This is a genomic window from Paractinoplanes atraurantiacus (genome assembly GCF_900215205.1).
GTDB lineage: Bacteria > Actinomycetota > Actinomycetes > Mycobacteriales > Micromonosporaceae > Actinoplanes > Actinoplanes atraurantiacus.
Genome location: NZ_OBDY01000008.1, coordinates 137,974 through 151,289, shown reverse-complemented (window position 1 = coordinate 151,289; position 13,316 = coordinate 137,974). Strand labels below are relative to the sequence as shown.

The 13,316-nt window shown below is 72.0% G+C and carries 11 protein-coding genes; 6 read left to right on the top strand and 5 right to left on the bottom strand.

Translation table 11 applies throughout. The features are described from left to right. The first annotated feature begins 45 nt into the window (after positions 1–45). A complete protein-coding gene (locus CRP55_RS20285) occupies positions 46–747 on the top strand; it encodes a Clp protease N-terminal domain-containing protein (protein ID WP_097321682.1) in 702 nt (233 codons plus the stop codon). Between the two features lie 2 nt (positions 748–749). Here the strand turns inward: CRP55_RS20285 and CRP55_RS53115 are convergent, their stop codons facing one another. After that, positions 750–1,922, bottom strand: coding sequence for a LacI family DNA-binding transcriptional regulator (locus CRP55_RS53115; RefSeq protein ID WP_179855260.1), 1,173 nt, complete (start codon positions 1,920–1,922; stop codon positions 750–752). Positions 1,923–1,973: 51 nt separating this feature from the next. On the opposite strand from CRP55_RS53115, the gene CRP55_RS20275 reads away from it, so the two are divergent. Together CRP55_RS20275 and CRP55_RS20270 are read left to right on the top strand one after the other, a co-directional pair. Beyond that, entirely contained in the window at positions 1,974–2,963 is a 990-nt protein-coding gene (locus CRP55_RS20275; protein WP_097321681.1) for a Gfo/Idh/MocA family oxidoreductase, read from the top strand. Beyond that, on the top strand, positions 2,960–3,796 hold the full coding sequence (locus CRP55_RS20270) for a TIM barrel protein (protein WP_218854642.1): 837 nt from the start codon (positions 2,960–2,962) through the stop codon (positions 3,794–3,796). Before CRP55_RS20275 ends, CRP55_RS20270 begins: the two co-directional genes overlap by 4 nt. Here the strand turns inward: CRP55_RS20270 and CRP55_RS52200 are convergent. Further along, positions 3,793–4,929: a hypothetical protein gene (locus CRP55_RS52200; RefSeq protein ID WP_143234760.1), complete on the bottom strand. Its 1,137-nt coding sequence runs from the start codon at positions 4,927–4,929 to the stop codon at positions 3,793–3,795. The two genes, CRP55_RS20270 and CRP55_RS52200, sit on opposite strands and share 4 nt — an antisense overlap. A 109-nt stretch (positions 4,930–5,038) precedes the next feature. Here CRP55_RS52200 and CRP55_RS20260 point away from each other — a divergent pair, with 109 nt between their 5' ends. Beyond that, on the top strand, positions 5,039–6,904 hold the full coding sequence (locus CRP55_RS20260) for a serine/threonine protein kinase (RefSeq protein WP_097321679.1): 1,866 nt from the start codon (positions 5,039–5,041) through the stop codon (positions 6,902–6,904). On the opposite strand, the gene CRP55_RS20255 is transcribed toward CRP55_RS20260, so the two are convergent. Both CRP55_RS20255 and CRP55_RS20250 read right to left on the bottom strand, forming a co-directional pair. Continuing rightward, on the bottom strand, positions 6,876–8,618 hold the full coding sequence (locus CRP55_RS20255; RefSeq protein ID WP_097321678.1) for a sensor histidine kinase: 1,743 nt from the start codon (positions 8,616–8,618) through the stop codon (positions 6,876–6,878). The genes CRP55_RS20260 and CRP55_RS20255 overlap by 29 nt on opposite strands. Further along, complete coding sequence (locus CRP55_RS20250) at positions 8,615–9,292, bottom strand: response regulator transcription factor (protein ID WP_097321677.1); 678 nt, start codon at positions 9,290–9,292, stop codon at positions 8,615–8,617. Before CRP55_RS20250 ends, CRP55_RS20255 begins: the two co-directional genes overlap by 4 nt. A 142-nt stretch (positions 9,293–9,434) precedes the next feature. Here CRP55_RS20250 and asnB point away from each other — a divergent pair, with 142 nt between their 5' ends. Both asnB and CRP55_RS20240 read left to right on the top strand, forming a co-directional pair. Then, positions 9,435–11,345: an asparagine synthase (glutamine-hydrolyzing) gene (gene asnB / locus CRP55_RS20245; RefSeq protein ID WP_097321676.1), complete on the top strand. Its 1,911-nt coding sequence runs from the start codon at positions 9,435–9,437 to the stop codon at positions 11,343–11,345. Between the two features lie 18 nt (positions 11,346–11,363). Next, complete coding sequence (locus CRP55_RS20240; protein ID WP_097321675.1) at positions 11,364–12,110, top strand: universal stress protein; 747 nt, start codon at positions 11,364–11,366, stop codon at positions 12,108–12,110. On the opposite strand, the gene manD is transcribed toward CRP55_RS20240, so the two are convergent. Then, entirely contained in the window at positions 12,093–13,301 is a 1,209-nt protein-coding gene (gene manD / locus CRP55_RS20235) for a D-mannonate dehydratase ManD (protein ID WP_097321674.1), read from the bottom strand. The two genes, CRP55_RS20240 and manD, sit on opposite strands and share 18 nt — an antisense overlap. Positions 13,302–13,316 lie beyond the last annotated feature (15 nt).

Genomic DNA, 13,316 nt, shown 5'->3' with positions numbered 1-13,316 from the left:
CAACCCGTAGTTGACGATCCGAGGCCGTCAACCTATGGTTGACGCATGACGGATTCCGTGCGGCTCGACGACTTGATCGAGACCATCAAGAGCAACAACACCACCGCCCTCGAGCAGCTCTCCGACGCGGTCCTGGCCGCCGACCGCCTGGGCGACATCGCCGACCACCTGATCGGCCACTTCGTCGACCAGGCCCGCCGCTCCGGCGCGTCGTGGACCGAGATCGGCCAGAGCATGGGCGTCACCAAGCAGGCCGCCCAGAAACGCTTCGTCCCCAAGTCCGACGCCCCCGCCCTCGACGCCAGCCAGGGCTTCAGCCGTTTCACCGACCGCGCCCGCAAGGTGGTCGTGACGGCACAGGAGGAGGCCCGCAACCGCTCCAACAACCAGATCAGCGTCGCCCACCTGCTGCTCGGCCTGGTCGCCGACCCGTCGGCCCTGGGCGCCCGGGCGATCGTCTCCCAGGGCGTCTCCCTGGACACGGTGCGCGAGGTCGCCACCAAGACCCTGCCCGCCGCGGCCGAGCCGGTGCCCGCCATGATCCCGTTCGACGCTCACGCCAAGAAGGCCCTGGAGCTGACGTTCCGGGAGGCCCTGCGCATGAACCACAGTCACGTAGGAACCGAACACATCCTGCTGGCCGTGCTGGAACTGGAAGACGGCACAGGTGTCCTGGCCGGCCTGGGCGTGGACAAGCCCACCGCCGAGACAGCCATCAGCGCCGCCCTGGCCACACCGGAAGCCTGAGTTCACGTCCTCGCCGGACCGGTGGTTCCCCGGACGACGAGGTGGGGCGGCACCACGATGCCGCGATGGCTGACCTCGGCGCCGTCGATGCGCTCGACCGCCCGGGCGACGGCCAGCCTGGTCATGGCGGGGACGTCCTGAGCGATAGTGGTCAGGTTGACGTGGGCGAGCCGGGCGAGATGGCTGTCGTCGAAGCCGACGACGCTGATCTCCTCCGGCACCCGCACCCCGGCACGAAGCAGCACATCGAGTACGCCGGTCGCGCACCGATCGTTGAAGACCGTGATCGCGGTCGGCGCCCCGCCGTCGTGGTCCTCCCGACCGCCGCCCGAACGCCCTTCGGCGACGCCCTCTCCGGCGTCGCTCTTCTCGCCCAGCGGCCGGCCGGGCGTGGCGTCGCTCTTCTCGCCCAGCGGCCGGCCGGGCGTGGCGTCGCTCTTCTCGCCCAGCGGCCGGCCGGGCGTGGCGTCGCTCTTCTCGGTCAACAGCCGGCGGGCTGCGGTGGCGCCCTCCTCTTCGGTCAGGCCCCCAGGGACTATGCGGATGTGGGCGGCCAAGCCGTGGGCCTCCATCGCCGCCCGGTAGCCGCGGCGGCGGTCGGCGGAGCCGGGGGCGCGGCCGCCGTCGATGTGGGCGATCCGGCGGTGACCGAGGCCGGCCAAGTGCTCGACGGCCTGGCGCAGGCCCTCGGCGTCGGCGGTGCGGACCACGTCGGCATTGCGGGCGTCGCGGGCCAGGACAACGACCGGCAGGCGGGTCGCCAGCCGGGTGAGACGGGCGGCCGACGTCTGCGGCCCGCACATGATCAGAGCCTCGCACCGGTCCTGGAGCAGGCTCGCGGTGGCCTCGGCCTCGTCACGCTCGGGGGTGACGGCGCTGAGGGCCAGCTCGTAACCGGCGGCGCGGGCCGCGGTGTACAGCCCGGTGACCAGGTCGACGTGGAAGGCATGCTGAATGCCGAACACGACGCCCAGCAGGCGACTGCGGCCGCTGCGCAGCAACCGCGCCCGGCTGTCCGGGTGATATCCGAGCTCACCGGCCGCGTCCAGAACCCGCCGGCGCGTCTCGGCGCCCGCACCCGGCTCGCCGCGCATCACGAGCGACACCAGCGACTTCGACACCCCGGCGCGAGCGGCCACGTCGGACAGGGTGGGCCGGGCTTCCGCGTTCGCCATGTGCACATCGTAGGACTGGAACGTTCCAGTCACCAGTCGTACCGTGCGTGTATGGAACGTTCCAGATTCGCACTGATCGGAGCGGGCCGGATGGGCCTGTTCCATGGCGAGACTCTGAGCCACCGCCTGCCCGGCGCCCGGCTGGCCGCCGTAGCCGATCCGGTGGGCGGCGGGAAGGAGCTCGACGCGGACCGGTTCTACACCGACGCCGCCCAGGTGTGGGACGACCCGGAGATCGACGCCGTGGTGATCGCCGCCCCCGCGCGGCTCCACTCCGACCTGATCGTGGCAGCGGCTCGGGCCGGCAAACACGTGTTCTGCGAGAAGCCGACGGCGCTGACCCTGGCCGACGCCGACCGTGCCATCGCCGCCACGCGCGACGCCGGTGTGGTGTTCCAGGTCGGTTTCCAGCGAAGGTTCGCGCCCGACTGGGCCGCGGCCCGGGCGCTGCTCGACGGTGGACAGATCGGGACGCCGCGGCTGCTACGCTCGCTGACCCGCGATCCCGGCGGCTTCGACCCCGCCCGCGTGCCGCCGGACACCATCTTCTTCGAGACCCTGATCCACGATTTCGACGTGCTGCGCTTCCTCAACCCCGGCGCGCACGCCGTCGAGGTCTACGCGACCGCCGACGCCCTCGTCGAGCCGGCCTGGCGCGAGCGCGGCCTGCGCGACACGGCCGCCGTCCTGGTCCGCTTCGACAACGGCACCACCGGATTCGCCGAGGCCTGCTTCGCCACGTCGTACGGCCACGACGTCCGCGCCGAGGTCTTCGGCTCAGCCGGCGCCGCCACCATGGGCGACGCCCGGCGTACCGCCATGACCTTCTCCGGCCCGTCCGGCCGCACGGTGGCCACCATGCACAGCGACCAGGAACTGTTCGGCAACGCCTATATCGCGGAGTTGGCCGCCTTCACCGACGCCATCCGCACCGGCACCCCGCCCCCGGTAACCGGTGACGACGCCCGCGCCGCCCTGGCCATAGCCGTGGCCGCCGCCGAGTCCGCGCGCACCGGCCACCCCGTACGGATAACGCCATGACCATCCCTGTCCCGACCGGCTCCCACCCCTTCGCGACCAAGCCGGCGGAGGACGTTATGGGTGGATTTCGGCTGGCTGTCTGCGCTGAGATGGTGTTCATCGACCGGCCGTTCGCCGAGCGGGTCGAGCGCATCGCCGCGCTCGGCTTCGAAGCCGAGATGTGGGGCTGGCCCGGCAAGGACATCGACGCGCTGGTGAAGACGGGTGCCACGATCTCCTCCATGACCGGGTATCTCGGCGGCACGCTGGACGACGCCGGCGGGGCCGAGGAGCTGGTGCGGACGGCGCGGCAAGCTCTCGCCGTGGCCGAGCGGCTCGGCTGCGCGCGGCTCAACCTTCATGGGACCGGGCTGGACGATCGAGGGCTTCCCGTGGTGCCCACCGCCGTCGTCACGCCGCGGATGTGGCTCACCGCCGCTCGGACCCTCGGCCGGCTGGCCGAGATGGGGGAACGGGCCGGGCGGGTCTTCACTCTGGAGAATCTGAACACCGCGGTCGACCATCCGGGTACGCCGTTCGCACGGGCGGCCGACACTCTGGCACTGGTCGAGGCCGTCGGCAGTCCGCATCTGCGGCTCAATCTCGACCTCTACCACGCGCAGATCGGTGAGGGAAACCTCGTCGAACTGGTCGAACGGGCGCTGCCGGTCGTGGGCGAGATCCAGGTCGCGGACGTGCCCGGGCGGTGCGAGCCGGGCACCGGGGAGATCCACTACCCGGCGGTCGCGGCCGCGCTCCGGCGGCTCGGCTACGACGGCGTGGTCGCGTTCGAAGGATGGGCCTCCGGCGACCCGGAGACCGCGCTCGACCGCTTCCGGCGGGCCTTCGGCTAGATGCCCTGGCGGGTGCGGGTGGGCAGGCCCAGCTGGCCGGCGACCGGGTTCCAGACGGCCAGGAAGGCGACCTTCGAGGTGCCGGCCTGTTCGGACTCGGCCAGGCCCCGGTCGTAGGCGGCCTTGCGACTGGCGGTGTCGGCGCAGCCACCGTTGACGGCGGCTTCGGCCCACTCCACGAAGGCGGCGTCGGCGTCCAAAGAGTGCTGCAAGGCCGTGACCAAGGTGGAGCGGATCGACTCGCCGTTGGTCACCGCGGACAGGTCGGCGCCCTGGACCTCTTCGATCTGGGCGCGGCGCTCGTCGCCGACCCGGCGCATGTCGGACAGGGCGCCGCTCACGCCGGTGCAGCGGCCCACGCGGTCGATGGCGCTGTTCAGCTTGTCGCGGCTGGCCTTGCTGCGCACCAGCACGTCGTCGACCACCCGCGCCTGCGGCAGAGGGTCGCCGCCAGTGGTGGTGGGCGGTGTCGTGGCCGAGTCTGTCGTTCCGGTGGTGGTGGCCGGGGCGGTCGTCGGCTGGGTGGCCGGGGCCGGGCCGGCCACGGGATCGTCCTGGCCGTTGCGGTAGACGACCAGCCCGGCGACCAGCGCGAGCAACACGATGACCGAAATGCCGGCCACCAAGGGGAGCCAGTTGCGCGGCGGCCTGCCGTAGGCGGGCGGTGCCGACGGGGGCGCGGGATAGCCGGGCGCGGGATAACCAGGCGCGGGGTATCCCGGCGCGGGATAGCCGGGCACGGGCTCACCGGCCACGGGCTGACCTGGCACGGGCTGACCGGATACAGGCTGACCCGGCACGGGCTGACCGGGCGAGCCGAAGCCGGGCGCGAGATATCCAGGGCCGGGCTCGCCGTATCCGGGCTGCGCCGGATAGCCGGGCGGGGACGACCCCGCATAGCCGGGCGCGGGGTATCCCGGCGGGGCCGTCGGGGTGTGACCCGGGGGCGGGGTGGTCGGGGTGTAACCCGGGGTCGGGGCCGTCGGGGTGTAGCCAGGGGCGGGGGATGACGGCGGGGCCGCGGGGGTGTGGCCGGATGGCGGCCACGCGGGGGCCGCGACCAGCGCGGTGTTGCACCGGGCGCAGGCCGCGGCGCTGGGGTCGTTGTTCAGCCCGCAGGTCGGACACACCATGCGGGCCACCTTATCGATGGAAGGTCACCTCGTGTGTGCCCGTAGGAGCGACACGTGATGACCAACGGGGGCGGACGAGCTGTCGACAGCTGGCGGTAATGTTCGGTCCGTGAACCGGCCGCTGCGTCCCGACGACCCGCCCCGGCTGGGCCGATACGAGCTGGACGGCCGTCTCGGCGAGGGCGGCATGGGCACCGTCTTCCACGGGCGCACCCCGGCCGGGCGGCCCGTCGCGGTCAAGGTCGTCCGCCGTGAGTTCGGGGCCGACCCCGAGTTCCTGCGCCGGTTCCGCAGCGAGGTCAACCGGGCGCGGCAGGTGCCGCCGTTCTCGACGGCCGAGGTGCTCGACGCCGACCCCGACCACGACCCGCCCTATCTGGTGGTCGAGTTCGTCGACGGGCCGAGCCTCGACGCCGTGGTCAAGGAGAAGGGGCCGCTGGGCGGGGCCGCGCTGCACAGCGTCGCCGTCGGCATCGCCACCGCGCTGTCCGGCATTCACGGCGCCGGTGTCATCCACCGCGACCTCAAGCCGGCGAACGTGCTGCTCGCCATGGGCGGCGTCAAGGTGATCGACTTCGGCATCGCCCGGCCGACCGAGGTGACCAGCCGCCACACCGGCACCGGGAACATGGTCGGCACGATCGCCTACATGGCGCCGGAACGGTTCGACTCCGACTCGGCCGGCTTCCCGGCCGACATCTTCGCCTGGGGCGCGGTGGTCGCCTTCGCCGCCACGGGCCGCACCCCGTTCGGTGGCGACTCCCCCACCGCGACCGCCATGCGCATCATGACCCAGCCGCCCAACCTGACCGGCCTCGACGGCCCGCTGCGCGCCATCGTCGAAAGCACCCTGGCCAAGAACCCGGCCGCCCGCCCGACGGCCCGCGAGCTGCTCGACGCGCTGCTGGGCAACCCGGCCGCGGCCCGCGCCTCCGCGGCCCCCACCGTCCCGCCGCCCGTCCCGACCTCCGAGCCGCCGGCCGCAAGCTCCGGCCCGCGAGCCACGAACTCCGGCCCGCTAGCCGCAAGCTCCGGACCGCCGGCCGGGAGCTCCGGGCGACTAGCCGCAAGCTCCGGGTCGCCCGCCGCAACCTCCGACCCGCGAGCCACGAGCGCCGGCGCACCCGCCCCGAACTCCGGGCCGCTATCCGCAGGCTCCGGACCGCCGGCCGGGCCCCTAGCCGCAAGCTCCGGACCGCCGGCCGGGCCACTAGCCGCGAGCTCTGGGCCGTCTGCCGCGGCCCCCGCGCCACCCGCCTGGGGCTCCGCCGCGCCCGCCTGGGGCTCGGGTGCAGCCTTGGATGGGCCCTCCGCTCCACCCCAACCCGCTCCGGTTCCTCCGGACTACTCGCCCCACCCCCGGCGTGGGCGGGCGTGGGCCATCGCCGCCACCGTCGTGGCCGTGGCGGTCGCGGCCGGCGGGGCCGGGTTCGTGCTGCGCAACCGCCACAGCGACGCCGCCACCTCACCGCCGCCGCCGTCGGCCTCGGTCTCCCCCGCCCCGGCGCCGGCCGCGACCGGTCTGCCCGGCATCCTGGCCGGCAAGCGGCGCACCCTGCTGCATCTGGCCAATGTCGACAAAGACCTCTACCTGCCGCAGAACGCCCCGGCCAGGGCCGGCGGCGGCACCACACCGGAGTCGGTCTTCATCCTCATCCCGCACGGCGAGCAGTATCAGATCGCCTCCGCCGTGCCCACCCTCTCCGATGAGCGCCGTTGCCTCGGCATCAAGCCCTCCGAGACCAGAGCGTCGTCGGAGCTGGTGCCCACCGACTGCGCCGTCTCCGACAAGACCTTGTTCGGCCTCTCCGCCACCAGCGAGCTCGACGACAAGAACCGCCCCACCTATTCGCTGGTCAGTGAGCCGTACGGCATCGTGCAGTGGAGTGAGGACGACGCCCGCCTCTACGTCGAGCTGGCCGGCGACTTCCCGGCCAGCGTCCCGTTCAGCTTCGTCGATCGGGGACCGACGTAGGCAGCCGCACCGTGAAGGTCGTGCCGAGGTGTGGCTGGCTCGTCACCTCGATGCTTCCCTGATGGTCGGTGACGATGCGCTGGGCGATGGTCAGGCCCAGCCCGGTGCCGCCGGTGGCGCGCTGCCGGGCCTTGTCGGCCCGCCAGAAGCGTTCGAAGACGTGCGGCAGGTCGCCGGCCGCGATGCCCACCCCGGTGTCCCGCACGGTCAGGATCGCCTCGCCGCGCTCCTCGTGGACCCGTACGACAACCTGCCCGTCTTTATCGGTGTAGCGGATCGCATTGCTCAGCAGGTTGCCCAGCACCTGCCGCAGCCGGTCCTGGTCGGCCTCCACCCACACCGGCGGGGACGGCTCCAGCGTCAGCGTCACGCCCGCCTCGGCCGCCCGGGCCTGCTGGGCCGTCACACCGGTCGCGGCCAGCTCGGTCAGGTCGGCCGGCGTCTTCGTATATCCGAGGTCGCCCGCCTCGGCCAGCGCCAGCACCTGGAGGTCGTCGAGGATGCGCCCCTGCAGGAGGGTCTCCTCGTGCAGTGAGGCGAACAGCTCCGGGCTCGGGTCGACCACCCCGTCGGAGAGCGCCTCCAGATAGCCGCGCAGGTTCGACAGCGGCGTCCGCATCTCGTGGGCGACGTCGGCGATGAGCCGCCGCTGGCGTTCCTCGCTCTGTTCGAGCGCGCCGGCCATGGTGTTGAACGAGGCGGCCAGCCGGGCCAGTTCGCTCTCGCCCTTGACGCGCACCCGCACGTCGAGCATGCCCGCCGCGAGCATCTGGGACGCGCCGGTGAGCCGGCGTACGGGCCGGCTGACCTGCCGGGCGATGAGGAACGTGCCGAGGATGGCCACGATGACGAGGCCGGCCACGCCGACGATGGCCGGGCGGCCGAAGTCGGCGATGTCGACCGTGCCGCGCGATCCCAGGTAAAGCTGGAGCGGGACGGCGGCGCTGGTGACGACCGTGTCGGCGTACGCGCCCTCGATGCATTTGCTTCCGAGCGGGTCACCGACGAGCCGCCGGGGCGAGCCGGTGCAGTTTTCGAGGTAGTCCCAGTAGCTCTGGAACCAGGCCTTGTCTCCCAGCACCTTGGCCGTGGCCTGTTGAAGGCACGCGGGCGAGGCGGCCCGCTGCTGGGCGGTCACGTACGGCGCGCGGTCGCTGCCCAGCGCGGCCGGCGCGCCGAGGGTCTTGTTCAGGCAGCGGACCAGCACCAGGCCCGTCCGGTACTGGGCGGCCTGCCGCACGGCGAGCGCGGCCGGGCTTCCGTACAGAGCGTCGACGGGAGTGGGCCCGTAGAGGTCGCGCGGGGTCGGTGCGCCGGCGAGGTAGGCCGCGGGCGCGGGGAACGCCGACGGCTCCTCGTCGTACAGGCTGGGCATCGGGTCGATGGCGTAGCCGACGGCCTGCACCGCGCCGACCGGTCGCTGGGCCTCGGTGTCCGAGTCGACCAGCACCTGGCCCTCTTTGGTCTGGAGCTGAATGTGCAGGTGCGTGCGGTCGGACAGCTCGGTGACCAGCTTGTTCACGCCGGGCCAGTTGCCGTGCCGCAGCCCGTAGCGCTGGACCGCCTGGACGATCTCGGCCCGGTGCCGGCTCTGCGCCTCCAGGGCGCCGGACACCTCCCGCTGGGTGAGGTTGAGGGTCAGCCACGCGGTCGCGCCGATGGCGCTGAGCGCCACCAGGATGACCAGCAGGAAGATGCGGACCCGGAAGCTCAATGCTCGGCCATCCGGTATCCGCGCCCGTACACCGTCTGCACGTATTCCGGCTCGGCCGGGTTCTTCTCGACCTTGCGGCGCAGGTTGACCACGTGGGCGTCGACGGTGCGCTCGGAGACGTCGTGCTCGAAGCCGAACGCCTTGTCGATGATCTGGCCGCGGGTGAAGACCCGGCCCGGTTCCTTGGCCAGCAGCTCCAGGATCGCGAACTCCTTGGCGGTGAGGGTGACCTCCTCGCCGCGCACGCGCACCTCGTATCGCCCGGCGTCGATTTCCAGGTCGCCCACGCGCAGCGGCCCCCCTTCGGAACTGCCGGCCCGCCGCAGCAACGCACGCACCCGGGCCGTCAGCTCGCGCGGGCTGACCGGTTTGGCCATGTAGTCGTCGGCGCCGATGTCGAGCCCGAGGAGCATGTCGTTCTCCGAGGAGCGGGCGGTGACCAGCAGGATCGCCACGTCCGACTCGGCCCGCAGGATGCGGCAGACGTCCAGACCGTCGACCAGCGGCATCATCACGTCGAGCACGAGCAGGTCGGGCTTGCGGGCGCGGGCCACGTCGAGGGCCGAACGGCCGTCACCGACAGTGATGACCTGATGCCCCTCGCGCTCGAGGTAGAGGCGGATGAGCTGGGCATGCTTCGGGTCGTCGTCGGCTATCAGGATACGTGCGGTCACGCGGCGATTCTGACCGAGCTTCGCAACTTCGACCACCGAATGTTGGGTTCCTGTGAAGGTCCGGGCCGATTGCGATGAGGCCACAAGTTCTTCACAGGATGCGACCTACGTTTCCCCGGAACCAAAACCTGGGGAGGTACGTATGTGTGGGCTCAGCGTCTTCGTGAGCAGCCGCCCGGCCGCCGGAACGCCGGATGAGGCGTCCGCCGCCGCGTTCGCCGGCGCTCTCGAGTCGATGCACCACCGCGGCCCGGACGACACCCAGGTGGAGTTCGCCGACGGGGCCGCGTTCGGTTTCAAGCGGCTCGCGATCATCGACCGGGCCGAGGCTCAGCAGCCCGTGCACTACCGCGACCGGTGGACCGTCGTGTTCAACGGCGAGATCTACAACTACCGGGAGCTGCGCGAGGAGCTGATCCGCGACCACGCCGCCACCTTCGCTACCGAGGGTGACAGCGAGGTGCTGGCGGCCGCCTTCCACTTCTGGGGCCCGGCGGCTCTCCCGCGGCTGCGCGGGATGTTCGCTTTCGTGGCGTACGACCGGTGGACCGGCACCCTGCACGCGGCCCGCGACCCGTTCGGCATCAAGCCGCTCTACATCCTCGAGACCGTCGACGGGCTGTTCCTGGCCAGCGAGCGCAAGGCGCTGCTGTCGTTCAGCGGCAGCTCCCGCTCGGGCCTCGACACCGACGCCCTCGCGCATTATCTGACGTTCCAGTACGTTCCGGACCCGCTGACCCTGCACCGTCAGGTGAAGCGGCTGCCCCCGGGCCACCGGATGACCTGGACGGCCGGCGGCGGCATCCGCATGGAGCGCTATTTCCGCCCGTCGCTGCGCCCGCTGGCCATGAAGGCCGACGAGGCCCAGCAGGGCATCCGCGACGCCCTGCGCGACAGCGTGCACAAGCACCTGCACGCCGAGGTGCCGGTCGGCGCGTTCCTGTCCAGCGGCGTCGACTCGTCGGCCATCGTGGCGCTGGCCCGCGAGGTCAAACCCGACCTGCACGTCTTCACGGCCGGTTTCGGCACCGACGGTTACTCCGAGATCGACATCGCACAGGACACCGCGAACCAGCTCGGCGTGAAGCTGACACCGACCCTGGTCACCGAGGACGACGTGATCCGCGAGCTGCCGCGCATCGTCTATCTGCTGGACGACCCGGTGGCCGACCCGTCGCTGATCCCGCTCTACTTCCTGGCCCAGACCGCCTCGCGCTACGTCACCGTGGTGCTCTCCGGCGAGGGCTCGGACGAGCTGTTCGGCGGCTACACCATCTATCGCGAGCCGTCGTCGCTGTCGAACGTCGAGCGGCTGCCGGCCGGCCTCAAGCGGGGCCTGCGCGGCCTGTCCCACGCGATGCCCGAGGGCATGCGCGGCCGCAGCTTCCTCGAGCGCGGCACCACGCCGATCGAGGAGCGCTACTACGGCAACGCCCGCATCTTCTCGGCCGCGGAGAAGGCCGAGCTCATGCGCTTCACCGCCGAACCACACACGGCAATCACTTCGCGCCTGTACGCCGAGACGGCCGACGTCGACGACGTAGCCTCCATGCAGTACGTCGACCTGCACACCTGGCTGCCGGGCGACATCCTCACCAAGGCCGACCGCATGTCGATGGCCCATTCGCTGGAGCTGCGCGTCCCCTTCCTCGACCAGGCGGTGTACGCGGCCGCGGCCGGCCTGCCGACCGACCTGAAGCTGCCCCCGCACAGCCAGGCCACCAAGTACGCGTTCCGCGAGGCGATGCGCGGCATCGTCCCCGAGTCGGTGCGCGACCGCCGCAAGCTGGGCTTCCCCACCCCGACCCGGCTGTGGCTCAAGGGCGCGATCGGCGACTGGGTGGACGGCCTGCTGGCCGGCTCGGGCGCCCGTCACCTGCTCGACCTCGACTACGCGCGCCGCCTGCTGGCCGAGCACCGGGCCGGGCACGCCGACAACTCCCGCAAGGTCTGGACCGTGGCCATGTTCTGCCTCTGGTACGCGATCTTCGTCGACGGCACGATCCGCCCGTCGACCACGGCTCTGGCTCCGGCCCTCGTGGCGCAGGTATGACCGGTATGGTCGAAAAGTGTGACGATCGTCGTCGGCTACGACCACTCCCCTGACGCCCGGGCCGCGGTCGCGTGGGCGCTCGGCGCCGGGTCCTGGGTCACCCTCTTGTACGCCCACGAGGTGCCCAGCTGGATCCCGTCGAACGCCGGCGAGATCCTGCCCGGCGGCGAATGGGAGCAGACCGTCCTGACGGCGCTCGACGAGGTGGTCGAGGACGCCCGCCGGACGCATCCCCACGTGCGGGTCGAGGCCCGGGCGGTGCACTCGCCGCCCGTGCAGGCCCTCCTCGACGCGTCCACGGAGGCCGCGATGATCGTCTTCGGCAGCCGGGGCCACAGCGCCGTGGCCAACCTGCTCGGCACGGTCAGCACGACGGTCAGCGCCCACGCCTACTGCCCCGTCGTGGTCGTCCGCGGGCAGCCCACCCCCGGGGCGCCCGTGGTGGCCGGCGTCGACGGCTCGGCCGCCCAGGAGCCGGTGCTGCGCTTCGCCGCCGAGCAGGCCACCGCCCGCGGCGCCCCGCTGCGCGTGCTGACCGGCCCCCGCTCGGACGTGACCCCCACCCTCGGCGTGACGGTCGAGCCCGTCACCGGCCACGCCACCGACGCTCTGACCGCCGCCAGCCACACGGCCCAGCTGATCGTGGTCGGCAGCCGGGGCCGCGGTCCGGTCCGCGGCCTGCTCCTGGGCTCGGTCAGCCAGCACCTGCTGCGCCACAGCGCCTGCACGGTGGCCGTCGTGCACCACTCACCAGTCGTGGACTGAGCCGTCCAGGTTGCGCGCGACGGGCAGATATCGCGGCTGGTACGGGAATCTCGCCGCCACCTCGTCGTCGTATTCGATGCCCAGGCCGGGCTCCTCCGACGGGTGGAGCAGGCCGTCGGTGACCTGCGGCGTGCCGCGGAAGACCTCGTACGTCTCAATGGTGTGGCCCATGTGCTCCTGAATGCCGAAGTTGGGCTGGCTGATGTCCACGGCCACGGCCGCCGCGACCGTCACCGGTGAGAGATCGCTGGCGCCGTGCGACCCCGTGCGGACCTGGTAGAGCGCGGCCAGGTCGAAGATGCGCCGCAGGTGGGTGATGCCGCCGGCGTGCACCGTCGTGGTGCGGACGTAGTCGATGAGCTGCTCGGTGATGAGCTGCTTGACGTCCCAGATCGAGTTGAGCACCTCGCCGGTCGCGATCGGCGTCGTCGTGTGCTGCCGGATCAGGCGGAACGCCTCCTGGTTCTCGGCCGGCGTCGGGTCCTCCATCCAGAACAGCCGCAGCTCCTCGACGCTCTTGCCGAACCGCGCGGCCTCGATGGGGGTGAGCCGGTGGTGCACGTCGTGCAGCAGATGCAGGCCGAAGCCGAACTTCTCCCGGACCTTGGCCAGATAGGCCGGCGCGAAGTCGAGATAGGCCTCGGTGCTCCACAGCTGTTCCTCGGGCAACGCCGTCGCGGCGGGCTCATAGTAGGCACCCTTACGAATTCCGTAAGTGCCACTAACGCCAGGCACGGCCGCTTGCGCTCGGATCGCTTTAAACCCTTTTTCCCGGTACGCGGCCACGTCGTCGACAAGCGCAGCCACATCCACCCCACTCGCGTGGCAGTAGACCAGCACACCGTCGCGGGACCGCCCGCCGAGCAGCTGGTAGACCGGCAGCCCGGCCACCTTGCCCTTGATGTCCCAGAGAGCGACGTCGACCGCCGCGATCGCCGTCATCGTCACCGGCCCGCGCCGCCAGTAGGCGCCCTTGTAGAGGTACTGCCAGGTGTCCTCGACGCGGGCCGGATCGCGCCCGGCCAGCAGCGGGGCGACATGGTCGCGCAGATAGGAGGCGACGGCCAGCTCGCGCCCGTTCAGGGTCGCGTCGCCGAGGCCGGTCACACCGTCGGAGGTGGTGATCCGCAGCGTCACGAAGTTGCGGCCCGGCGAGGTCACGAGCACCTCGACCCGATCGATAGTTGCCATTTTCTCTCCCCGGCC

What these genes read in the sequence shown, in the direction of transcription:
- CRP55_RS20285 (WP_097321682.1), top strand. Translation starts at nt 46, where the DNA reads ATGACGGATTCCGTGCGGCTCGACGACTTGATCGAGACCATCAAGAGC.
- CRP55_RS53115 (WP_179855260.1), bottom strand. Translation starts at nt 1,922, where the DNA reads ATGGCGAACGCGGAAGCCCGGCCCACCCTGTCCGACGTGGCCGCTCGC.
- CRP55_RS20275 (WP_097321681.1), top strand. Translation starts at nt 1,974, where the DNA reads ATGGAACGTTCCAGATTCGCACTGATCGGAGCGGGCCGGATGGGCCTG.
- CRP55_RS20270 (WP_218854642.1), top strand. Translation starts at nt 2,960, where the DNA reads ATGACCATCCCTGTCCCGACCGGCTCCCACCCCTTCGCGACCAAGCCG.
- CRP55_RS52200 (WP_143234760.1), bottom strand. Translation starts at nt 4,929, where the DNA reads ATGGTGTGTCCGACCTGCGGGCTGAACAACGACCCCAGCGCCGCGGCC.
- asnB (WP_097321676.1), top strand. Translation starts at nt 9,435, where the DNA reads ATGTGTGGGCTCAGCGTCTTCGTGAGCAGCCGCCCGGCCGCCGGAACG.
- manD (WP_097321674.1), bottom strand. Translation starts at nt 13,301, where the DNA reads ATGGCAACTATCGATCGGGTCGAGGTGCTCGTGACCTCGCCGGGCCGC.